This is a genomic window from Paracoccus alkanivorans (genome assembly GCF_003697785.1).
GTDB classification, from domain to species: Bacteria; Pseudomonadota; Alphaproteobacteria; order Rhodobacterales; family Rhodobacteraceae; genus Paracoccus; species Paracoccus alkanivorans.
Genome location: NZ_QOKZ01000002.1, coordinates 383,774 through 406,608 on the forward strand (window position 1 = coordinate 383,774; position 22,835 = coordinate 406,608).

Sequence of the window (22,835 nt, forward strand, 5' to 3'; positions counted from 1 at the left end):
CCTACTCCTTCGCCGGCAGGATCCGTCCGGTGCAGGGCCCGAAACCGATCCGGTATCCCTGCCCCTCGGCAAAGCCGAACAGCCCGACCTCGTCGCCATCCTCAAGGAAGCGCCGCTCTTCTCCATTGACCGTCACCGGGGTCTTGCCGCCCTCCGTCATCTCCAGCAGCGCCCCGGTCTGCTCCCGCTTCGGCCCCGAGATCGTCCCCGATCCCAGCAGATCGCCCACCCGCATCGGACAGCCCGAACTCGTGTGATGCGCCAATTGCTGGGCGCTGGAATAATACATGACGTTATAGTTGGTCTGCGCCATCTTCTGGCCGTTCAGGCTCCAGCCCACCGTCAGGTCATAGAACCCCGGCTGCTCTTCCTGCAGATAGGGCAAGAGCGGGTTCACCCGCTCGGCCCCTTCGCAGCGGAACGGTTCCAGCGCGGCCTGCGTCACGATCCAGGGGCTGATCGTGGTGCCAAGCGCCTTGGCCTGGAACGGCCCGAGCGGCTGGTATTCCCATGCCTGGACATCCCGCGCCGACCAGTCGTTCAGCAGCACATAGCCAAAGATCATCCGCTCGGCCTCGGCCACGCCGACCCGCTCGCCCAATGGGCTGTCGCCGCCGATGATGGCACCCAGTTCCAGTTCCAGGTCCAGTCGGCGGCAGGGCGACCAGACCGGCCCCTCCTCCCCCTTGAGTTGCCCCATCGGGCGGCGGATCGGCGTGCCCGACACCACCACGGAAGAGGCCCGCCCGTTATAACCGATCGGCATATGCGTCCATTGCGCGGGCAGCGCGTTCTCCGGCCCGCGAAACAGCACGCCGACATTGAAGGCATGGTTCTTCGAGGCATAGAAATCGGTGAACTCGCTCACCCGGACCGGCAGATGCAGCCGCGCATCCGCCATCGCCACCAATGGCAGGGACTCGTCCCCGCCCTCGGCCAGCAGCTCCGTCAGCCGGGCGCGGATTTCATCCCATTTCGCCCGCCCCTGCGCAATGAACCCGTTCAGCTGCGGCAAGCCAAAGGCCCCTTCCGCATCGATCAGCCCGCGCGCCTCGCAAGCGGCCAGATCGACGATCCGATCCCCGATCGCCACCCCGCAACGCGGCACCCCGTCTTCGGTGGAAAACACCCCGTAGGGCAGGTTCTGTATGGGAAAATCGCACCCTTCCTCATTGGCACTCGCCAGCCATGACCGCATTCCGTTCCCCTTCTTCTTTGTCCAAATACCTCGCGGGGTCGCCGGCCGGTCGCGCCACTGGTTCGAGAGACCTGCCGGCGACGGGGCGCGAAGCCCCCGGCTTCCTCACTTCACCCCCGGCTTACCGTCGAATTTCTTCTCCAGCCGGTTCCAGACCTCGATATATTCCTTTTGCATCGGCGCCTCTTTCGCGGCGAACTCGGTCAGATGCTGCGGAAAGCGCGTCTCGAACATGAAGGACATTGTCTGGTCCAGCTTCTCGGGTTTCAGCTCGGCATTCGACGCGCCCTCGAAAGCGTCGCGGTCGGGGCCATGGGGCAGCATGCAGTTATGCAGACTCATTCCTCCCGGCGCGAAGCCCTGCGGCTTGGCGTCGTAGATGCCGTAAATATTGCCCATCAGCTCGGACATGATGTTCTTGTGATACCATGGCGGGCGGAAGGAATGCTCGGCCACCATCCAGCGCTCGCGGAACAGCACGAAATCGATATTCGCCGTTCCCTCCTGCCCGGAAGGCGCGGTCAGCACCGTGAAGATCGACGGGTCCGGATGGTCGAACAGGATCGCCCCGACCGGAGAATATGTCCGCAGATCATATTTATACGGGCAATAGTTCCCGTGCCACGCAACCACGTCCAGCGGGCTGTGATCGATGATCGTCTCGTGAAACTGGCCGCACCATTTGATGACCACGCGGGACTCGGCCTCGCGATCCTCGAAGGCTGCCACCGGGCATTTGAAGTCGCGCGGATTGGCAAGGCAGTTCGCCCCGATCGGGCCGCGATGCGGCAGGTCGAATTTCTGCCCGTAATTCTCGCAGACGAAACCGCGGCACGGCCCCTCCAGCACCTCGACCCGGTAAACCAGCCCGCGCGGGATGATGGCGATCTCCTTCGGCTCCAGCTCGATCACGCCCAGTTCGGTGCAGAAACGCAGCCGCCCCTCTTGCGGCACGATCAGCAATTCACTGTCGGCGGAATAGAAATACTCGTCCTGCATGGATCGCGTGACAAGGTAGATATGGCTTGCCATGCCGACCTGGATATTCACGTCCCCCGCCGTGGTCATGCTCCGCATGCCGGTGATCCATGTCAGGTCCTCGTCCTCTGCCGGCATCGGCACCGGATCCCACCGGTATTGCCCCAGACTGGTGACGGCAGGCAGCACATGCGGCGCGGTCTTCCAGTAAGGCACATCGATTGCGCGAAATTCACCGGTATGACGCACCGAAGGGCGGATGCGATAGCACCATGTCCGCTCGTTCTGGCCGCGCGGCGCGGTAAAGGCGGTGCCGGAAAGCTGCTCGGCATAAAGCCCGTATTCGCATTTCTGGGGCGAGTTCTGCCCCTGCGGCAGCGCGCCCTCCAGCGCCTCGGTTTCGAAATCATTGCCGAAGCCCGGCATGTAGCCCTGATGCGTTCCGGTGACCACCTCCGAGCGGATCATGCCTTGGGGAAGTTCATGCGTCGCCATCTTCCATCCTCCGTCACAGCGATTCATTGCTGTTGCAACGAATATATCGTTGCGGATGCAATGATGTCAAGCGAAGGATGCACCCTCGCCAGATCCGCATCTGTCGGCCCAGTTTCTTGTTGCTCCTGCAACGTTTTTTTGCTGATCTGCTGCAAAGGAGAGCCCGATGACCTTCAAGCTGGACGAGTTCCTGCCCTATCGCCTGAATGTCGCGGCGACCCGGATCAGCCGCCGTTTTGCCGCGCTGCATCAGGACGAATCGGGGCTCTCGATCCCGGAATGGCGGGTAATGGCGCATCTTGCCAACGAAGGTGCGGTCAGCGTGCGCGACATCCACAAGCGGGTCAACCTGGACAAATCCATCGTCAGCCGGGCGGCATCGCGCCTGGAGGGCTCCGGGTTGCTGCGCAAATCCGCCCATGAGGGCGACCGCCGCCTGATCTCGCTGGAACTGACCGGGAAAGGGCATGTCATGATGGAGAAACTCGGGCGGATTGCCGACGCGTTCCAGGCCGAGCTGCTGGCAGAGCTGGGCAGTCACGCCGCCGGTTTCGAGGCCGGACTCGACCGGTTCATCGCCAGCGGCGCGACCGAAGAGTAGACTCGGGCGGCAAGGCGGCGCTAGGCTGGCGCGGGACCGGTATGGGCCTCACTTGCAACCGGACCTTGTTACCCCTAACAAACAGCAAAGCGACCCAGACCCAAAGGACCACCATGGATCTCGAAGCCCGCCGCAAAGCAGACCCCGATCACTGGAAACTTGCCAGCGCCATCCGCGTGCTGGCGATGGATGCGGTCGAGGCCGCGAATTCCGGCCATCCCGGCATGCCGATGGGCATGGCCGACGTGGCCACCGTGCTGTTCCGCAAGCACCTGAAATTCGACGCCTCCGCTCCGAACTGGTTCGACCGCGACCGCTTCGTGCTGTCGGCCGGACATGGCTCGATGCTGCTTTATTCGCTGCTGCACCTGACCGGCTATCGGCAGATGACACTCGAACAGGTCCGGAATTTCCGGCAACTGGGCTCGATCACCGCGGGTCATCCGGAATACGGGCATGCCGAGGGGATCGAGACGACGACCGGCCCGCTCGGGCAAGGCATCTCGACCGCCGTGGGCATGGCCATGGCCGAAGAGGCGATGCGCGCCGAATTCGGCGCCGAGCTCTGCGATCACCGGACATGGGTCATCGCCGGCGACGGCTGCCTGATGGAAGGTATCAGCCAGGAGGCCGTGGGACTGGCCGGCAACCAGCAACTGGGCCGGCTGATCGTGCTGTGGGACAATAACGACATCACCATCGACGGCCGCGTCAGCCTGTCCGACCGGACCGACCAGATGGCACGTTTCACGGCCTCGGGCTGGCGGGTGCTGGAATGCGACGGCCATGACGCCGCCGATATCGACCGCGCCCTGACCGAAGCCGCCAAGGATGACGGCCGCCCCGTCCTGGTTTCATGCAAGACGATCATCGGCTTTGGCGCACCGACCAAGGCCGACAGCGCCAAGGCCCATGGCTCGCCGCTTGGCGCCGAAGAAATCGCGGCGGCGCGCAAGGCCTATGGGTGGAACGACGAGACGCCCTTCGCGATCCCCGAGGATATCGCCGCAAGCTGGCACGAGATCGGCGCGCGGGGCGCGGCAATGCGCAAGGAATGGCAGTCGCGTGTCGATGCGCTCAGTTCGGAGCCGCGCAATGAGTTTGCCCGCCGGATCGGCAATGAGGTCAACCCGCAGCTTGCCCAGACCATCCGGACGATCAAGCAGAAAAGTTCCGAAGAGCAGCCCAAGCTCGCCACCCGCAAGGCCAGCGAGAATGTACTGGCGGCGCTGAACCCGGTCATGCCCGAGAATTTCGGCGGCTCGGCGGACCTGACCGGATCGAACAACACCCTGACGCCCGAGATGGGCATCTTCAACGCCGAGAACCGGCTTGGCCGCTACATCCATTACGGCATCCGCGAACATGGCATGGCCGCAGCGATGAACGGCATCTGGCTACATGGCGGTTTCCGGCCCTATGGCGGCACCTTCCTGACCTTCACCGATTACGCGCGCGGCGCGATGCGGCTGTCGGCGCTGATGGGCCTGCCGGTGACCTATGTCATGACCCATGACAGCATCGGCCTTGGCGAGGATGGCCCGACCCACCAGCCAGTCGAGCATCTGGCCATCTGCCGCGCCACGCCCAACACGCTGACGCTGCGCCCCTGCGACCAGGTCGAGACGGCCGAGGCCTGGGAAATCGCCCTGTCGCATGGCTCGGCGCCTTCGGTCATGGCGCTGTCGCGGCAGAATCTGCCGACGCTGCGGGTCAACCACCAGGACGAGAACCTGTCGCGGAAGGGCGCCTATGTGCTGCGCGAGGCCTCGGGCGGCAAGCCTGCCGTGGTGCTGATGGCCTCCGGATCGGAAGTCGAGATCGCTGTCGCCGCCCGCGAGGCGCTGGAGGCCGAGGGCACCCCGACCCGCGTCGTGTCGGTCCCCTCGATGGAGCTGTTCCGCGCGCAATCCACCGCCTATCGCGAAGAGGTTCTTCCGGGCGGCACCGTCCGCATCGCCATCGAGGCCGCCATCCGCCAGCCCTGGGACTGGCTGCTCTTGGGCGAGCGCGGGCGCGAGGAAAAATCCGCCTTCGTCGGCATGGAGGGCTTCGGCGCCTCGGCCCCTGCCCCGGCGTTGTATCGCGAGTTCGGCATTACCGCCGAGGTGGCGACGGAACGCGCAAAGGCACTGTTGTGACAGGGATTCCTGCCTCCGGCGGAGGTATTTTTACAAAGAAGAAGCAGCCGGGCATCTGTCCGGCTGTTTCAATGCTGGTCTGATGCAGGTCCTGGCGCGGGCCTTTGCGCTGATGGGGCGCGAACGGGACGGGCTGCGCCATCCGGCGGGCGGTGGAAACGCCACGGGAATCGTGCTGCTGCTGGCGGCGATCGTCGGGTTTACCCTGATGGACGCCACCGCGAAATTCCTGACCCAGCATTATCATCCGGCTCAGGTGGTCTGGGCGCGCTTCCTTGGCAATATCCTGATCTTCGCTGCCATCTTCCGTGGCCGCATGTTCGGCCTGCTGCGCACGCGACAGCCGGGATTGCAGGCCGGCCGGGCGTTCATGCAGCTGGCCTCGGTCGGGCTGTTCTTTACCGCGCTGCAATTCATCGGGCTGGCCGAGGCGACCGCGATCATGGACATGAACCCGGTGCTGATCACACTCGGAGCCGCCCTGTTCCTGGGTGAAAGGATCGGGCCGCGGCGGGTCGCGGGAATCGCGGCGGCGGTGATCGGCGCGTTGATCATCATCCGCCCGGGGCTGGGCGTGTTCCAGCCCGCCGCCCTGCTGCCGCTGGCCGGGGCCTTTACCTACGCCGCGGGCGCGTTGCTGACGCGGATGGTCCGCAGCGATTCAGTCGAAACCTCGGTCATGTGGTCGGCGGTGTTCGGCACTGCCGTTTCTTCTGTCATCCTGCCCTTCGTCTGGCAGCCTGTCGATCCGTCGCATTGGTGGGTTTTCCTGCTGCTGGGCTTTTTCGGCACGCTCAGCCAGTGGCTTCTGGTGCGCGCCTTCTCTTGCGCGGAGGCCGGGGTGCTGGCGCCCTTCGGCTATACCGGGCTGGTCTGGGCCGGGCTGTGGGGATTGTTGTTCTTCAACCAGTTGCCCGATGTCTGGACCATCCTCGGGGCAGCCATTATCGTGAGCGCAGGCCTCTATGTCTGGTCGCGCGAGGCGCGGGCGGCGCGAAAGGATCAATGAGCGAGGACGACAGATTACCGCTGAGCGACCGGCTGGCGAACGCCGCCTTTCTGGCAGTCATGGGACTGGCCCGGCTGCTGCCATATGAGCGGCGTATCCCGGCCATGGGCTGGCTGTTCGCGCATCTGCTGGCGCCGGTCGCGGGATGGCGACGGCGGATTCGCGACAACCTGGCATTGGCGCGGCCCGACCTGACCGGCAAGGAGGTCGAGGCACTGGTGCGCGCGGTTCCGGCCAATGCCGGCCGCTCGGTGGCCGAGATCTATTCGGGCGAGGAATTCACCCGCCGCATCCGCGATGCCGATCCGCTGGAAGGCCCCGGGCTGTCAGCGCTGGAAGCCGCTTTCGAGGCCGGACGGCCGGTGATCATCGCCTGCGCCCATTTCGGCAATTACGACGCCATGCGCACGGCGCTGGCCAGCCGGGGCTGGCCGGTCGGCGCACTCTACCGGCCGATGAACAACGAGGCCTTCAACCGCCACTACATCCCGGCGATCACCGCCATTGCCGAGCCGCTCTTTCCGCGTGGCCGGGCCGGGCTGGCGGCAATGCTGCGCTTTCTGAAGGGAGGCGGCTGGCTGGCCCTTGGTTTCGACCAGCATGACCGGCGCGCGCCTGAATTGCGCTTTTTCGACCTGCCCAGCAGAACGGTGCTGACCCCGGCCGAACTGGCGATCCGTTATGACGCGCTGATCCTGCCAGTGCATGGCATCCGTCAACCCGACGGGCTGTCCTTTCGCGTCCGTGTCGGCGAACCGGTCGAGCATGGCGAGCCCGCAGCGATGATGCAGGCACTGAATGACGATCTTGAGGCGCTGGTGCGTCGCCATATGGAACAATGGTTCTGGATTCACCGGCGCTGGAAATGAAAAAGGCGGCCCCGGGGGACCGCCTTTACCCATCCGGAAAACAATCCGTTCAGACAGCCTTGACGCCGTTCGACGGAGCCGCTGCCGCCTCGCGGCGGGCGCGCAACTCCTCGGCCACCAGGAAGGCCAGCTCAAGCGACTGGCTGGCATTCAGGCGCGGATCGCAGGCGGTGTGATAGCGGTCGGAGAGGTCCTCGTCCGTCACCGCCCGCACGCCGCCGGTGCATTCGGTCACGTCGCGGCCGGTCATCTCGAAATGCACGCCGCCGGGGATGGTGCCCTCGGCGCCGTGGATGGCGAAGAACTCCCGCACCTCGCGCAGCACCGAATCGAAGGGCCGGGTCTTGTAGCCCGAGGCCGACTTGATCGTGTTGCCATGCATAGGATCGCAATGCCAGACGACCCTGGCGCCTTCTTCCTGCACCACCTTGATCAGTTGCGGCAGGTGATCGCCGACCTTGCCCGCACCGAAACGGGTAATCAGCGTCAGCCGTCCGGCCTCGTTATCGGGGTTCAGGCGGACCAGCAGCAGCTTGAGATCCTCGGCCGTGGTGGTCGGGCCGCATTTCAGCCCGATCGGGTTATGCACGCCACGGCAGAATTCCACATGCGCGCCATCGGGTTGCCGGGTGCGGTCGCCGATCCAGATCATGTGGCCCGATCCCGCGACCGTCACCCCGGTCGTCGCATCGAGACGCGCCAGCGCCTCTTCGTATTCCAGCAGCAGCGCCTCGTGGCTGGTGTAGAAATCCACCTTGCTCAACTGATGCGCCGTATCCGAATTCACGCCCGCCGCCTGCATGAAGGCCATCGCGTCGCGGATACGGTCGGCGATATCGCGATATTTCGCCGCCTCCGGCCCGCCGACGAAATCGGCGATCCAGTTCTGGACAAGATGCATGTCCGCATAGCCGCCGGTCGAATAGGCCCTGAGCAGGTTCAGAGACGAGGCCGCCTGCGTATAGGCCGCCAGCATCCGGTTCGGATCGGGAATTCGCGCATCCGGAGTGAAATCGAAACCGTTGATGATATCGCCGCGGTAACTGGGCAGTTCGACGCCATCCACCACTTCGGTCGGGGCGCTGCGGGGCTTGGCGAACTGGCCCGCCATCCGTCCGACCTTGACCACAGGAAGCTGCGCGCCCCAGGTGAGCACCACGGCCATCTGCAAGATCACCTTGAAGGTGTCGCGGATATTGTCGGCGCTGAACTCGGCGAAGCTCTCGGCGCAATCCCCGCCCTGCAGCAGGAAGGCGCGGCCTTCCGACACTTCGGCAAGCTGGGCGCGCAAACGCAGCGCCTCGCCCGCGAAAACCAGCGGCGGATAGCGGCGAAGCTGCGCCTCGGCCGCCGCCAGCGCGGCGGCATCGGTATAATCCGGCATCTGCACGCGAGGATAGGCGCGCCAGCCGGCCTTGTCCCAGTTCCGGGCGGCGGCGGTTTTGCGATTCTCCTGCGTCATGACACTTGCTCCTTGAAAGACTGCCGGGCCGATATAATCGCTTCGCCACTTCAGGGAAAGAGCGCATTGTCTCGCAAAAATGATGCGACTAAAGTTGGACGAGTGATTTAGGATCTTGCGCAAACCCGAATTCCCTGTTGTGAGGTGGCCGCTACATTTGCGCCGAGACAGCTCCATGCAATCCGACCGACCGCGCCGTTTCACCTTCCTGCTTCTTGACCGTTTCACGATGCTGCCATTCGCGGCAGCGATCGAACCGCTGCGACTGGCCAATCGCTCCTCGGGCAAGACATTGTATCAATGGCGGCTCGTCGGTCCGGCGGGCGATTTCGCGACATGCTCGAACGGCACCCGTATCATGCTGGACGAGGGGCTCGAGCAGGATGCGCCGACGGATCGCGACGAGGTTGTGATCGTCTGCGGCGGCACCGAGGTCGCGCGAGAGGCGACCAAGCCGGTGCTGAACTGGCTGCGGCGCAAGGCGCGGGGCGGCGCGTCGATCTGCGCGGTCTGCACCGGTGCATGGGTCCTGGCCGTGGCCGGACTGCTCGATGGCCGCAAGGCCACCATCCACTGGGAGAACCATGACGGTTTTGCCGAGGCCTTTCCCGAAGTGGTGCTGTTCCGCTCGGTCTTCGTCCATGACGGCAACCGCCTGACCGCGGCCGGCGGCACCTCGTCGATCGACCTGATGCTGCACCTGATCGCCCAGTCACATGGAGATGAACTGGCCGCGGAACTGGCCGACCAGATGCTTCATACCGGGATCCGCACGGATCAGGACCGCCAGCGCCTGTCCATCCCCACAAGGATCGGCGTACGCCATCCACGGCTGGCCGCCGTCATTGCGCGGATGGAGGCCAATGTCGAGGACCCGATCAGTCCGGCGCGCCTGGCCACCGATGCCGGCATGTCCACCCGTCAGCTCGAACGGCTGTTCCGCCGTTATCTGAATCGCAGCCCGAAGCGCTATTACATGGAAACCCGCCTCGCGCGGGCGCGCAACCTGCTGATGCAGACCGAGATGTCGATCATCGAGATCGCTCTGGCCTCGGGATTTTCCAGCCCGTCGCATTTCTCGAAATGCTATCGCGCCCAATATGGCAGCACGCCCTATCGCGAGCGTGGAACCGGCACGGCCACGCGCTTGCAGCAGGCCGCGCCACTGTCCCCCACTGCGGAAATCTAGAGCAGTTTCCAGTTAATCGGGTTCAGCCACGAGTTGCATCCCGCGATGGCTGGGGGCGCTGCCCGTCGCCGACAAGTCTCTCGAACCAGTGGCGCGACCGGCCGGCACCCCCCGGGATATTTGCATGAAGCAGAAGCGGGCCGGGGTGGGTTCGAATAAGCGCAAACGGCGCTGGCTGCACCCACCCCATTAACCTTAATCCTTCGTCAAGTTTTACCCGCTAAGCCGATCGCCAGCGGCCTGCCCTTTCCCGGTTGCCATGCCGGATCGGGTGATGGCCGCGACCAGCACGGAACAAGCGAGTGAACAGGCGATGACGACAAGATACGAAATCACGATGCTGACCTTTGACGGGGCGGTCCCGACCGGGTCCCAGGCAGCCGGGAAGTTCGCCCCCTGGGCAAATCGTGGTGAGGGGAGGATCGTCGAGCTGAGTTCCGGACGGCAAGAGACGATCCTGCTGGAAGATGACGACGACAAATTCCACAATGGTTACTATACACCCGAAGAGACGCACCAGATCCTGATCGAGGACAGGGTTTTCGGCGCTGATACCGATGTCACGCCAGCAGGCACGCGGCTTGCAGGGTTCATCGGATCGCGGCTCGTCGATGATGACGGCAATCATTTCCGGGTGATGTTTCCCCGGACATTCGTATCAGGAGGGCTGGGCCAGGAACTGGGCGGCAGGCAGGCCGTGCTGGTTTTCCCCGAACCGATGCGCGATGCCGACGGCAATCCCGTGCTGGACGCGCAAGGCAATCAGCTGTTTCCGGTTTTGGATCAGGCAAGGACATTCAGGTTCGTCGAAACGGTCTCGGTGCGGACCGGCGATCCCCACGCCCCGAAATACGCCTTCATTCCCTGTTTTGCCGGCGGCACCCTGATCGAAACGGCAACCGGACCCCGCACCATCGAAACGCTTGCCCCCGGCGACATGATCCGGACACGCGACAATGGCCTGCGCCGCATTGCATGGATCGGCCATACAAGCCTGGACCGCCGCCAGCTCGACCTGCGCCCCAACCTGCGCCCGATCCTGATCCGGGCGGGTGCGCTTGCGCCCGGCCTTCCCGAGCGTGACCTGACGGTTTCTCCCCAGCACCGGGTTCTGGTCAGCTCGAAGATCGTCCAGCGCATGTACGGTCAGAGCGAAATCCTCGTCGCCGCCAAACACCTGCTTGCCCATCCGGGAATCGAGGCCATATGTCCCGATGAGGGTGTCACATATTGGCATATGCTGTTCGATAGGCACGAACTCGTCCTTTCGAACGGCACCTGGACCGAAAGCCTGTTCACCGGCCCCTATGCGATGCGAAATATCAGCTATGCCGCGCGCCGCGAGATCTTCTCGCTCTTTCCCGAACTTGCGCGGCCGGACTTTTGCGCGCATCCCGCCCGGCTCCTGCTGAATGGCCAGGACGGACGGAAACTGGCCGAGCGCCATATCAGAAACAGGCAACCGCTGGTCTCAAGCGACTGATCAAAGCTCGAGGCGGCTTTCCGCGCCGCTTGCCCGCCATGACCGGTTTACCCACCAGACCGGATCGCCCCGGGGCGCGAACCAAGCAGCCAGCCGACCGGCCTGGCAAATCGTTGCCGCGGGGCAGATATTTCCTGTCCCGCGGCTGGTGTCACAAGATGCCTCGTATCAGACGAAATCGAACATGGATTGGTCCAGCATGTCCATGCTCACGCCCTCAAGCTTCAGCGAGTTGCCGTCGCCCAGATCAAAGACCGTATCCCCGTCCTGCTGAGAGGCATGCGCCATCAGGCTCTGGAAATCGTCGATTCCGGCAATATCGATGGTGATGGATTCGGTTTTGCGGCCATTCTTCTCGTCGCCGGTCTCGAAATCCCTGATCCGGTCATCTCCGCCGTTGAAGACAAAGCTGTCACGCCCCGGACCGCCGGTCAGCACATCGTCGCCAGCGCCGCCATCCAGCCTGTCATCATCGAAACTGCCGCGCAGCCTGTCGTCGCCATCCTTACCGAACAGCGAATCCTGGCCGTAGCTGCCATAGAGGAAGTCGCTTCCATCCTCGCCGGTGATCTTGTCATTCCCGAAACCGCCAAGCAGGAAATCATTTCCCTCCCCGCCCCAGATGACATCATTTCCGGGGCCGCCATCGATGAAATCGCTGCCGGTCTGCCCAAAGATGACATCCTTGCCCTGGGCCCCGAAGATCACGTCGATACCGTCTCCGCCCCAGATGCTATCCGGACCGGGGCCGCCAAGAATGAAATCGTGACCGCCATAGCCCAGCAGCGTATCGGCGCCGCCACGGCCCAAAAGAGCATCATTGCCGCCGGTTCCGGTAAGCCTGTCGGACCCGGAGTCGCCGTCTTCGTAATTGAAATCATCCAGATCGGCCATGCCTTCGGCAAGCTTGTCCGCCGATTTCTTTAGTATGTGCTTATAGGTTGACCAGTAATGGGCGTAGGAAAGAGTTGCCATGACTTCGCCTCTCTGCTGTCGCAATCTTGTCGCCGGACGGAACGACTGCCGTCCCGTCCCCACAGACATGAATATGCGCCCAGTTTTCCATCACCTCTATGACATAGAAGTGAAGCTGCTCCTTCCGGCAGTTTTCCGCGAATTGCATTGGCCTTGCGGGCAAGCTTCGGCCCAAGCGCGGGCGATGCCCGTATGAAAAAACCATCTCCCGGCAGAAAGCCCGGTATCCGTCAGCCGCACGCCCATTCCAGATATGCCCGGATTGCCCCGTTGCGCGGATCTGCCCCGGCCTGATCGGTTCCGGCGCCCAGCACATTGCGAAGCGCCTCGGCAACCAGCGATTGCTGGCCCGGCAACAGGTTGCAGGGATCAAGCTGGAAGTAGCCCAGCTCGACCTCGTGATCGCGCACGATGATTGCCGGGTCCTGCCGTCCAAGAGCGGCGGCGAATGCGGCGGCATTCGCACCGGCCTCGCGCGGGTCGATCTCGATCTGCAGCCGGTCGAGCGGATTGTTGGTCGGATCGGGAACTATTCTCGCCGTCACACCGGGCAGATCGGCCACCGCCGCCTGCCATTCGTCAAGCGCGGCACGCTCTGCGGCACGGATCGTGGCGGCATCGCGGCTCATCCAGTCCTCCATCGCGGCGACCAGCCCCATGATGCTTTCCTTGCCGACCTTCATGCCGCGCCCGATACCGATATTCTGCAGATAGGCGGCGCGCACCAGGTCCCGGCGTCCGGCGATGATGCCGCTGGTCGGACCGGACAGGAACTTGTGCCCCGAATAGATCGCCAGATCCGCGCCCTGTTCGATAAAGCCGGTCAGGTCATATTCCGACGCGGCATCGACGATCACCGGCACCCCGGCACGATGGGCGATCTCGACAAAGCGGGCAAAGGGGATCTGGCCGTAATGCACCACGTGATGCGACACGACATACAGCGCGGCCGCCACGCTGTCATTCAGCGCGCCTTCAAGCTGATGGTCGGCACATAGCGTGGACTGGCCGATGACGCGCAGCCTGCCTCCGGTCAGGCCAACGGCGGTCTCGATCGGCGCGCCGTAATGGCACAGATGGCCTGCCTGGGCCACCACGATGTCGCGCGGCCCCGGATCTGCCGGCAAGGCTTCTGCCCGGCTCGGGTCCAGACCGGTCATGCAACCCGCGACGCAAAGCGAGATACCGGCGCTTGCCGAGGCAGTGACACAGCCCGCTTCGGCCCTCGTCAGGCGGGAAATCACCCGTCCGGCATGCTCCTGCAATTCGTGCATCTTCACGAAGTGCCCCATGGCATCCGCCGCCGCCTTTTGCGCCGCCGGACCCGTGACAGAGCCCCCCAGTGACGTCATCGTACCGCTGACATTGATCAGCCGGGTGAACCCGTTCGCGTCATGCCAGCCCCACATATTTCCTGTCATCTCGATCTCCTACGCGTCAATTTCGAATATGGCCTCGATTTCCACGGTGATATTGTTGGGCAGAGAGCCGACCCCGAAGGCCGAGCGGGCGTGGATCCCCTCTTCACCGAACAGCTCCGCCAGCAGGGTCGAGGCGCCGTCGATCACGAAAGGATGGCGGTCGAAATCCGGCACCGCATTGACCAGCCCCAACAGCTTCACCACGCCCCGCAACCGGTCGAGCCCGCCGAAATGGTCCCGCAATGCGCCAAGAATGTTCACCGCCACCAGCCGCGCATGGTCGCGGGCGATCTCGGCGCTGACCTCTGCGCCCACCTTGCCGCACAGCAATGTTCCATCGGCAAGCACCGGCCCCTGACCCGAGACATAGACCAGATTGCCGCTTTGCCGCACATTGCGAAACGCGCCGATCGGGGTCGGGGCGGCCTCGGGCAGTTCCACGCCAAGGCGCTGCAATCGTGCAGCGATCGGGACGGCGCCCAGAATCTCAGGTTGTGGCATGATGTCCTTCTATTCTCTTGCAATAGCTTTGATGGAACTGGCCCACGGTGACGGGCTCGGGCGTACCTGCGGCGCAGATCTCCGCCGCCTTGGGGCAGCGCGTCCGGAAAACGCAGCCCGAGGGCGGGTGCAATGGGCTGGGGATGTCGCCCTTCAAAAGCGTCCTGCGACGCTCCAATCCCGGATCCGGCATCGGAATCGCCGACAGCAGCGCCTGCGTGTAGGGATGCGACGGATTGCGGTAAAGCGGCCGCGAGGGGCCTTTCTCGACAACCCGGCCCAGATACATCACCACGATCTGGTCGCAGAGATATTCGACCACCGACAGGTCATGCGCGATGAACAGCATGGTCAGGTTGCGCCTTTCCCGCAGGTCGAGCAGCAGGTTGAGCACCTGCGCCTGGATCGACACGTCCAGCGCCGAGACGCTTTCATCGGCGACGATGAACTCGGGCTCCAGCGTCAGCGCCCGGGCAATGCCGATCCGTTGCCGCTGACCGCCAGAGAACTCATGCGGAAAGCGGTTCATGTGATCGGCGCTCAGCCCCACCTCTTCCAGCAGTTCCGCCACCTTGTCGCGGCGGGAACGGGCATTGCCGATACCATGGGCGCGCAAGCCTTCGGCGATCACGTCGCGCACGCGCAGGCGGGGATTGAGCGACGAAACCGGATCCTGAAATATGATCTGCATACGCCGGCGCGCAGCCCGCAGCCCGGACTTGTCGAGCCGGTTCAGATCCGTCCCGTCAAAGATCGTCTGCCCCTCGCTCGGCTCGATCAGGCGCAGCAGGGATCGCCCCAACGTCGTCTTGCCCGAGCCGGATTCGCCGACCAGGCCGGTGATCGAGCCGCGTGGAATATCGAAGCTGACATCGTTCACGGCATGAACCGTTCCGCGCGGCGTCTCGAACCGCTTGGAAAGGTTGCGGATTTGAAGCAGCGGTTCAGGCATGTTCCACCTCTTGCGTGACCGGGTGGAAACAGGCGATCCGGTGCCCCTGCTCCAGTTCCGACAATGTCACCGGATGATCGCAGGCATGATCGGCCCGCTTGCAGCGCGGCGCAAAGGCGCAACCGGGCGGCATGGCGTGCAAGGGCGGCACCGTGCCCGGGATCGGCACCAGCCGCTTACCCTCGGGGCGTCCGGGCATCGGGATCGAGCCGAGCAATCCGCGCGTATAGGGATGCGATGGCCGGGCAAAGAGCGTGCCCACCGCGGCCTGTTCGACGATGGCCCCGGCATACATCACCGCCACGTCATCGGCCACTTCCGCCACCACGCCCATGTCATGGGTGATGAACAGGATCGACATGCCCATCTCTTTCTGCAGCCGCCGCATCAGGTCGAGAATCTGCGCCTGAATGGTCACATCCAGCGCCGTGGTCGGCTCGTCCGCGATCAGCAGCGCCGGGTTGCACACGAGCGCAAGGGCGATCATGACCCGCTGCCGCATCCCGCCGGAAAGCTCGTGCGGATAATTGTCCAGGCGCGAGGCAGCGGCGGGGATCTCGACCAGTTCCAGCATCTCCAGCACCCGCTTGCGCCGCGCCTGCGCATCAAGCGGACTGTGCAGCAAAAGCATCTCTCCGATCTGGTCGCCGATGGTGAACAGGGGGTTGAGCGACGACATCGGCTCCTGAAAGATCATCGCGATGCTCGACCCGCGCAGTTTGCGCATCTCTTGCTCGGGCAAGGCGGTCAGGTCGCTGACCTTGCCATCGGGACGGCGATAACGGATTTCGCCCCCGGCCACCGCGCCGTTCCTGGGCAAAAGTCCCATGATCGCCAGCGACGACACCGATTTCCCAGATCCGGATTCGCCGACCAGTGCCAGCGTCTTGCCGGGATGGAGCGTGAAGCTGACATCGCGCAGGGCCGTCACGCTGCGCCCGCGCGCGCGAAACGTCACCTGCAGATTGCTGACATCCAGAACCGGCCCGGTCATCCGCCCCTCCGCTGCGCCTTCTGGGCGCTGGCGCCGATCACCGTCAGGCGCGGCTCGAACAGCTGCTCCAGCGTCAGGCGGGCGCCTTGGGAATCGATGGTCTCGGCGCGGCTGTCCTCCAGGTCGAACAGGGTGAAATCGGCCTTCTGCCCCGGCGCGGCCCCGTTCCGCGCGCCAAGGCCCAGCACGCTGCGCGGCCGTTCGGTCACCGCCGCGATCACCTCGTCGAACTCCATGCCGACGGCCAGCAGCTTCGACATGGTCGTGGCCAGATCGTAAACCGGCCCGCCGATATTGCGCAGATGCAGGTCGGTCGAGATGGAGAATGGCTTCAGCCCATCCGCCAGGGCATCCCGCGCGGTGTCAAAGCTGAACGAGGCCACGCCGTGACCGATATCCATCCGCACCCCGTTCCCGGCCAGTTCCTGCGCCTGTCTGAACAGCGCCGCCGTGTCCCGAATCGAGCCCGCGCGCTTGCCGTTGAAGCAATGGGTGACGATATCGCCTTCGGTCAGGATGTCGAACACCTCGTCGATCAGGGGCGGCGGCTCGCCGATATGCACCATCAGCGGCAGGTTCAGGATCTCGGCCACACGCTTGGCGATCTTGGCGGGGGTGATGCCCCAGGCCCCGGTGATGACCCCGCTGGCCCGCACCTTGATGCCGCAGATCACGTCGCGATTGGCCTCGGCCACCTCAAGCGTCCGGTCTACATCGACCGAACGCAGGTCGATCAGTTCCGGCACCCGGTTGCAGGCAACCAGCCCGATGGAGCCGATGTTCAGGAAAGCTCGCACGGTTTCCTGCTGCGCCTCGATGACATATTCGCGCAGCCCGTGGAACGCCGCCTCGCCCGCCGAGCCGGCATCCGCCATCGCCGTCACGCCCGTCGCCCGCCCGGCCTCGGAGGCGCGGACCGAGATATCGGTGCCGCCATGCCAGACATGGACATGCAGATCGCACCAGCCGGGCGACAGGTAGGAACCGCCGCAATCGACGGTCTCGGCCCCTGCGACCGGTCCGGGCGAGACCAGCCCGTCAGCGCCGACGAAAATCTCGCCGGGGGCATCGTTCAGGCCCAGGGGACGGTAATTGATGAGATGCAGAGCCATGTCACATATCCTTCGCCAGCCGCGGATCGAGCGCATCGCGCAATCCGTCGCCAATCAGTTGCAGGGACAGGACCGAGATCGAGATCGCCAGCCCCGGAAAGAGGATCAGGTAAGCCGCCTGATCGATATATTGCCGGCCTTCGTTGATCATCGTGCCCCAGCTTGGCGTCGTGGGATCGAGCCCGACACCAAGAAAAGACAGCCCCGCCTCGGCCAGCATCGCATAGGCAAAGATGAAGGTGGCCTGCACGATGATCGGCGACAGGATGTTGCGCAGCACATGCGTCACCATGATGGTCAGCGTCGATGAGCCAAGCGCCACGGCGGCCTCGACATAGGGCAATTCGCGGATCACCAGCGTCGAGGCCCGCACGATCCGGGCGATACGCGGCGCATAGACGATGGACAGCGCGACCACCACGTTGACGATCGAGCCGCCGAGGATCGAGACCAGCGCGATCGCCAGCAGGATATCGGGAAAGGCCATCATCGCGTCGATCAGCCGCGACATCGGCGCGTCGAGCTTGCGGAAGAACCCCGCCATCAGCCCGATGATAACGCCGATCGCCGATGACAGCGCGGCCACCCCCAGCCCGATGCTCAGCGACACCTGACCGGCGAAAAGCAACCGCGACAGGACATCGCGCCCGAAGGCGTCGGCGCCCAGCAGGAAATCTCCGCCCGGCGGCGACAGACGCGCCCGCACCGACATCCTGGCCGGATCCGCCGGGGCCACCAGCGTAGCCAACAGGCATAATCCGGCAACCACGACAAAGACGATCAGCGCGATCAGCACCGCCCGGCGCGAAAACAGCAGGGCGAGGAATTTCGGTTCATTCGTAACGCTTGCGGCAGTCACGGCATTCCTCCCTCAATATTTCACGCGCTTGTCGACGACCAGGTAAAGCAGGTCCGTCAACAGGTTGATGAGCACGTAAAGCGATGCGACGACGATCAGCGCCCCCTGGATCACCGGGTAGTCGCGGCGCAGGACGGCACTGACGACCAGGTTTCCCATGCCGGGAATGTTGAACACCCGCTCTGTCACCACCGCGCCCGATACCAGCAGGGCAAAGGTCAGACCCACGACGGTGATGATCGGAATGGCGGCATTCTTCAGCGCGTGACGCAGCACGACCCGCCTTTCCCCCATCCCCTTGGAGCGCGCGGTGCGAATATAATCCTCGCCAAGAATATCCAGCATCGAGGCGCGGGTGAAACGCAGGATCAGCGCGGAATTGACGATGCCCAGCACGATCGAGGGCAGCAGCAGGTAGCGCATCCTTTCGAGAAAGCCGGTATCGGGGCCGCCATAGCCAGACACTGGAAACCAGCCCAGATCGGTGGCAAGGTAGCGCTGCAGCATCAGCCCGGTCCAGAAACTGGGGATGGAGGCCGCCAGCATCGCCGTGGTGATCGCCGCCTGATCCAGCAACGATCCCCGCCGGTAAGCGGCATAGATCCCGATGGGCGTGGCGATCACCAGCGCGATCAGCAACGAGAACAGCGACAGGAATATCGTCGGCTCGGCCCGCCCGGCCAGGACCTGCGTCACCGGCTGGTTGAAGAACAGCGACTCGCCCAGATCGCCCTGCAGCGCGTTTCCGACGAATGACAGGTATTGCACCAGGATCGGCCGGTCCAGCCCGAGGCGCTGGCGCAGGGCCGCGGCATCCTCGGCCGTCGCTTCGGGGCCGAGCATCAGCGCTGCCGGATCTCCCGGTGCGAGGCGCACGATGATGAAGGCGATGGTCAGCACAATGAAGATCACGATCATCATGCCGATCAGGCGTTTGAAGATATAGCGGGCCATCCGAGAACTCCGGTCGCTGGCTTGGAAATGGGGCGGGCGGCAACCCGCCCCGATCACGTCACTCGGCGGGTTCGGCGTTCCAGAAGAACGGCCACGGCGTCTCGGTCACGCCCGTCAGTCCTTCGGCCAAGCCCGACAGGGCGTTGAATGCGCCGATCTTGATGAAACCGACATCCTCGAAAACCTGCCCCTGCAATTGCGTATAAAGTTCCTTGCGCTTATCGGGGTCGGTCTCGCTGGTGAACTGGGCAAGAATCTTGTCCTTTTCCGGGTTCGACCAGCCAAGGCGCGAGGTCTCGGAATACATGTCGGTCAGGGACGGTTCGGGCAGGAAGGGCGAATGGCTGATATAGATGTCCCACAGCGCCGGATCGTTGCGCCGCTCGCCCAATGTCGCCCAATCGACCACGTCCATCTGCACGGTGAACCCGGCTGCCTCAAGCGCCATCCGCGCCACTTCGGCCATCTTGAAATGGAACTCGTATTGGCGCGATGTCAGGATCCGCAAGGGCGTGCCGTCATAGCCGGCTTCTTTCAGCAATTCGGCCGCGCGGGCCTGGTCGTTCTGGTTGAACAGCTCGACCCCGGCATCGTTGCGCCAGGCCCAGCCTTCGGGATATAGCGGGCCATCGGTCAGGAAGAACTTGTCGTCGCCAAAGGCCGCGAACAGCATATCATCCATCGGAAGCGCAGCCTGCAAAGCCTTGCGGATGGTCTTGTCGGCCAGCAGCCCGTCCTTGTGATTGAGCGCGAATACCGGCCAGCCGAAGGGCTGCAACAGCATCGGGTCGGCCACGTCCGAGGATTCCAGCCGGCCATAGCTTTCGGCAGGCAAGCCGTCGGCGAAATCGAACTGTCCCGAAAGCAGCCCCTCGACGCGGGTATTGGGATCGGGCACCGGGACAAAGCGGATTTCGTCCACTGTCTGCTTGCGCGCGCCCGCCGCCCCGTCCGGCTCTTCGCTGCGCGAGCTGTAATCGTCGAACCGCACCAGTTGCAGATATTGGTCCGGCACATGCTCGGCAATCTTGTAAGGCCCGGTGCCGATGACCGGATCGATGGTCTCTCCGATGATCTCTTCGGGATAGATCGCCGCCGCCGAGTTGGAAAAGGCCAGCAGCGACAAGAGCGGCGAATAGGCTTCGGTCAGGGTAATGGTCACCTCGTAATCGCCGGTCGCCTCGACCGAGGCGACCTTGTCGGCCACCAGTTTCCCCCGCGAAGCGACCTCGAGCCAGCGCTCCAGCGACGCCACGACATCCTTCGCGTCCATGGAAGAGCCGTCATGGAAGGTCACGCCTTCACGAATCCCGATGGTGTAAGTCAATCCGTCATCGCTGATCTGTGGCAGGTCGGTGGCCAGCAGCGGCGCGACATTCCAGCCCGAGTCGAATGTATAGAGCGTCTCGACGAAATGTTGCGTGACGATGGAAACGACATCCTTGGTCGACATCATCGGGTCGAACGTATCGGCCTCGCCGATGATGGCGACATCCAGCGTGGTTTGCGCGGCAAGCGGGCCGGCCAGGGCAGTGCCCGCCAGGAAGGCGGCCAGGAGCGAGGCGCGTTTGGGCAGCCGGGGTTTCATCCATACCTCCATTATTATGAAATATATTCTCTTGTTTTGATAGTCGCGAGTCGCGAATTTGTCAAGATAATGTCGCCGAGGCCCAATTTGGCGACAGATCATTTCAGCCTTGCCTCGCATTCCACTAAAGTATATTTATTTCCATAATTGTAGAAGTTCTTTCGCAGGATGCTGAAATGACTGAAAAAACCAGAACACGAGTCGGCGCGATCGATCGCAGCCTGCAGATTCTCGACCTGCTGACCGAGCGGCACCAACCGATGACCGCCTATGACCTGGCGCGCAGCACCGGCGCCCCGGTCTCGACGATCTACAAGCTCGTGGAGGAACTTCTGGAGCGTTCCATGCTGTCACGAGTCGGCGAGAACGGCATCTGGCTCGGGCCGCGGCTGATGCGCTATGGCCTGACCTATCGCGCCCGCATGGATGTCTTTGCCGAGGCCCGGCGCGAGATGAACAGGCTGTCGGAAAACCTTGGCGAAACGGTGCAGATCTGCGCCCGCGACGAGGGCATGATGACCGTGATCGGCATGGCCCGCGCCAGCGGGCATTTCAACGTCGCCTCGGATGTCGGCACCCGAGTGCCGCTTAACTGGACGGCGTCGGGCAGGCTGCTGCTGGGGCATCTCGACGACGAGACGCGGCTGCGGATCTTCACCGAAAGCGCGCGCCCGTCCGAGACCGGTCAGGCGGAAACCGACCCGGCCAGGCTGTCACGGCTGGCCCGCGAGGAATTCGAGGCACGGCTGGCGGTGCAGATGAGCGCCTCGGAATTCGCGGTCGCCTGCATCGCGGCGCCGATATGCGACGAAAGCGGCGCCTGTCTGGCGACCATCTCCATCGTGCTGCCCGAAACCCGCGCCCGCGCCGCCTATGACGAGCTGACCCGCGAGGTGCAGAACTCGGCCAGGACCATCGAAACGGCATTGGGCCGGCGCGGCTGAAACCTTGCACGAGGGAACCGCCACAGCGCCCGGCGCCGAAGCGCGCTCAGGTAAAGATGGATATTCCGGCACCCGGTCCTCTTGCCCCGGTGATATATGGAAATGCATATGTAAAAACTCTGCACCAGCATGCCACAGCCCCTCGCCAGGAGCATCACGATGCGTATCGATCGCCGTAACGACCTTGACCTGCGCCTTGTCGAATCCTTCGCGGCAGTCATGGAGCGCGGGACGACACCTGCCGCCGCCGAGCATCTGGGCCTGTCGCAATCGGCGGTCTGGAATGCCATCCGCAGCTTCGAGGCGCAGCTTGGGGTGACGCTTTTCCGGCGCAAGGGCCGCCGCCTTGAACCCACTGACGAAGGAAGGCTGATCTATGATGATATCCGCCCCCTGATCGGGCTGCTCGATCATCTCTCCAGGCGCCTGCATGCGCTCAAGCACCATAAACGCGGACGCATGCATATCTTTGCGACACCGCCCATAGGCCACGCCGTCCTGCCGCCGGCATTGCTGCGCACGCTCGCCGACCGTGACGGGCTGGATGTCGAGATCACCGTGCGCGATCCCGAACAGGTCCGGCACGCGGTCGAACTGGGGATCGCGGATCTGGGCCTGATCATGGGACAGATCGAGAACCCGGGCGTTCAGACCATTCGATTGGGCGAGGCGGAACTGGTCACGATATTGCCGCGGGACCATTTCCTGACCATGCGGGCAGTCGTAGGGCCATCGGATCTTGCCAAATACAATGTGATCGGCATCGGCCGCGTTCTGGAAACCCTCGTGGCGGGCGCCTTCGCGCAGCAAGGCATCCGCTATGAGCCGCGCTTCGAAACCGCGCAGGCTCAGACGGCCTGCGCGATGGTCAATGCCGGACTCGGGGTTGCGGTGGTCGATCCGTTCACGGCCACCCTGTCATCGGGACTCGGTATCGTGACGCGCAAATTCGCCCCGGTGACGCGGGTGGCGGTGGTCGCCATGCTGCCGGAAGACACCCAGCCAAATGACACAATGAAACTGCTGCTCGAGAATCTCACCGCGATCGTGATCGAAATGGGACCGGTCGGTTGGGGCTGACAAATCCTGAAATCTTCAGAAAAGATATTC

The 22,835-nt window shown here is 63.9% G+C and carries 20 protein-coding genes; 8 read left to right on the forward strand and 12 right to left on the reverse strand.

Annotated features, from left to right (window positions below):
- Position 1: 1 nt before the first annotated feature.
- The gene (fahA, locus tag C9E81_RS06560) at positions 2–1,198 is read right to left on the reverse strand and encodes a fumarylacetoacetase (protein WP_122111500.1); all 1,197 of its coding nucleotides are present in this window, start codon (positions 1,196–1,198) and stop codon (positions 2–4) included.
- Between the two features lie 105 nt (positions 1,199–1,303).
- Positions 1,304–2,671, reverse strand: coding sequence for a homogentisate 1,2-dioxygenase (hmgA, locus tag C9E81_RS06565; protein WP_122111501.1), 1,368 nt, complete (start codon positions 2,669–2,671; stop codon positions 1,304–1,306).
- 166 nt (positions 2,672–2,837) lie between these two features.
- Between hmgA and C9E81_RS06570 the strand changes: the two genes are divergently transcribed.
- From C9E81_RS06570 to C9E81_RS06585, 4 genes are all read left to right on the forward strand, one after another.
- Positions 2,838–3,272, forward strand: coding sequence for a MarR family winged helix-turn-helix transcriptional regulator (locus C9E81_RS06570; protein ID WP_122111502.1), 435 nt, complete (start codon positions 2,838–2,840; stop codon positions 3,270–3,272).
- Positions 3,273–3,385: 113 nt separating this feature from the next.
- Complete coding sequence (gene tkt, locus C9E81_RS06575; RefSeq protein ID WP_122111503.1) at positions 3,386–5,413, forward strand: transketolase; 2,028 nt, start codon at positions 3,386–3,388, stop codon at positions 5,411–5,413.
- An 82-nt stretch (positions 5,414–5,495) separates the two neighbouring features.
- Entirely contained in the window at positions 5,496–6,422 is a 927-nt protein-coding gene (locus C9E81_RS06580; protein ID WP_243698533.1) for a DMT family transporter, read from the forward strand.
- Entirely contained in the window at positions 6,419–7,291 is an 873-nt protein-coding gene (locus C9E81_RS06585; RefSeq protein WP_122111504.1) for a lysophospholipid acyltransferase family protein, read from the forward strand. Before C9E81_RS06580 ends, C9E81_RS06585 begins: the two co-directional genes overlap by 4 nt.
- A gap of 49 nt (positions 7,292–7,340) precedes the next feature.
- Here the strand turns inward: C9E81_RS06585 and C9E81_RS06590 are convergent, their stop codons facing one another.
- Entirely contained in the window at positions 7,341–8,753 is a 1,413-nt protein-coding gene (locus tag C9E81_RS06590) for a class II 3-deoxy-7-phosphoheptulonate synthase (RefSeq protein WP_122111505.1), read from the reverse strand.
- Positions 8,754–8,928: 175 nt separating this feature from the next.
- Here C9E81_RS06590 and C9E81_RS06595 point away from each other — a divergent pair, with 175 nt between their 5' ends.
- Together C9E81_RS06595 and C9E81_RS23270 are read left to right on the forward strand one after the other, a co-directional pair.
- A complete protein-coding gene (locus C9E81_RS06595; RefSeq protein WP_122111506.1) occupies positions 8,929–9,942 on the forward strand; it encodes a GlxA family transcriptional regulator in 1,014 nt (337 codons plus the stop codon).
- 274 nt (positions 9,943–10,216) lie between these two features.
- Positions 10,217–11,425, forward strand: a complete 1,209-nt coding sequence (locus tag C9E81_RS23270; protein WP_243698534.1) for a Hint domain-containing protein — start codon at positions 10,217–10,219, stop codon at positions 11,423–11,425.
- Between the two features lie 168 nt (positions 11,426–11,593).
- Here C9E81_RS23270 and C9E81_RS06605 read toward each other — a convergent pair whose 3' ends face one another.
- The 9 genes from C9E81_RS06605 to C9E81_RS06645 all read right to left on the reverse strand — a co-directional run bounded on the left by C9E81_RS06605 (position 11,594) and on the right by C9E81_RS06645 (position 20,781).
- On the reverse strand, positions 11,594–12,400 hold the full coding sequence (locus C9E81_RS06605; protein ID WP_208021122.1) for a calcium-binding protein: 807 nt from the start codon (positions 12,398–12,400) through the stop codon (positions 11,594–11,596).
- Positions 12,401–12,630: 230 nt separating this feature from the next.
- Complete coding sequence (locus tag C9E81_RS06610; RefSeq protein ID WP_122111507.1) at positions 12,631–13,821, reverse strand: aminotransferase class V-fold PLP-dependent enzyme; 1,191 nt, start codon at positions 13,819–13,821, stop codon at positions 12,631–12,633.
- A gap of 9 nt (positions 13,822–13,830) precedes the next feature.
- Positions 13,831–14,322, reverse strand: a complete 492-nt coding sequence (locus C9E81_RS06615) for a RidA family protein (RefSeq protein ID WP_122111508.1) — start codon at positions 14,320–14,322, stop codon at positions 13,831–13,833.
- Entirely contained in the window at positions 14,309–15,274 is a 966-nt protein-coding gene (locus tag C9E81_RS06620; protein WP_122111509.1) for an ABC transporter ATP-binding protein, read from the reverse strand. The genes C9E81_RS06615 and C9E81_RS06620 overlap by 14 nt, the downstream gene beginning before the upstream one ends.
- Positions 15,267–16,268, reverse strand: coding sequence for an ABC transporter ATP-binding protein (locus tag C9E81_RS06625; protein ID WP_122111510.1), 1,002 nt, complete (start codon positions 16,266–16,268; stop codon positions 15,267–15,269). The genes C9E81_RS06620 and C9E81_RS06625 overlap by 8 nt, the downstream gene beginning before the upstream one ends.
- On the reverse strand, positions 16,265–17,380 hold the full coding sequence (locus C9E81_RS06630; RefSeq protein WP_122111511.1) for an amidohydrolase/deacetylase family metallohydrolase: 1,116 nt from the start codon (positions 17,378–17,380) through the stop codon (positions 16,265–16,267). The genes C9E81_RS06625 and C9E81_RS06630 overlap by 4 nt, the downstream gene beginning before the upstream one ends.
- 1 nt (position 17,381) lies before the next feature.
- On the reverse strand, positions 17,382–18,239 hold the full coding sequence (locus tag C9E81_RS06635; protein WP_122111512.1) for an ABC transporter permease: 858 nt from the start codon (positions 18,237–18,239) through the stop codon (positions 17,382–17,384).
- A gap of 12 nt (positions 18,240–18,251) precedes the next feature.
- Positions 18,252–19,193 (reverse strand): ABC transporter permease, encoded by a 942-nt coding sequence (locus tag C9E81_RS06640; protein WP_122111513.1) that lies wholly within the window; start codon positions 19,191–19,193, stop codon positions 18,252–18,254.
- Between the two features lie 58 nt (positions 19,194–19,251).
- Positions 19,252–20,781 carry an ABC transporter substrate-binding protein gene (locus tag C9E81_RS06645; RefSeq protein ID WP_122111514.1) on the reverse strand — a complete coding sequence of 510 codons (1,530 nt, stop codon included), beginning with the start codon at positions 20,779–20,781 and terminating at the stop codon, positions 19,252–19,254.
- A gap of 176 nt (positions 20,782–20,957) precedes the next feature.
- On the opposite strand from C9E81_RS06645, the gene C9E81_RS06650 reads away from it, so the two are divergent.
- Positions 20,958–21,725, forward strand: a complete 768-nt coding sequence (locus tag C9E81_RS06650) for an IclR family transcriptional regulator (RefSeq protein WP_122111515.1) — start codon at positions 20,958–20,960, stop codon at positions 21,723–21,725.
- Between the two features lie 159 nt (positions 21,726–21,884).
- A complete protein-coding gene (locus tag C9E81_RS06655; protein ID WP_166461833.1) occupies positions 21,885–22,805 on the forward strand; it encodes a LysR family transcriptional regulator in 921 nt (306 codons plus the stop codon).
- The last annotated feature ends 30 nt before the right edge of the window (positions 22,806–22,835 follow it).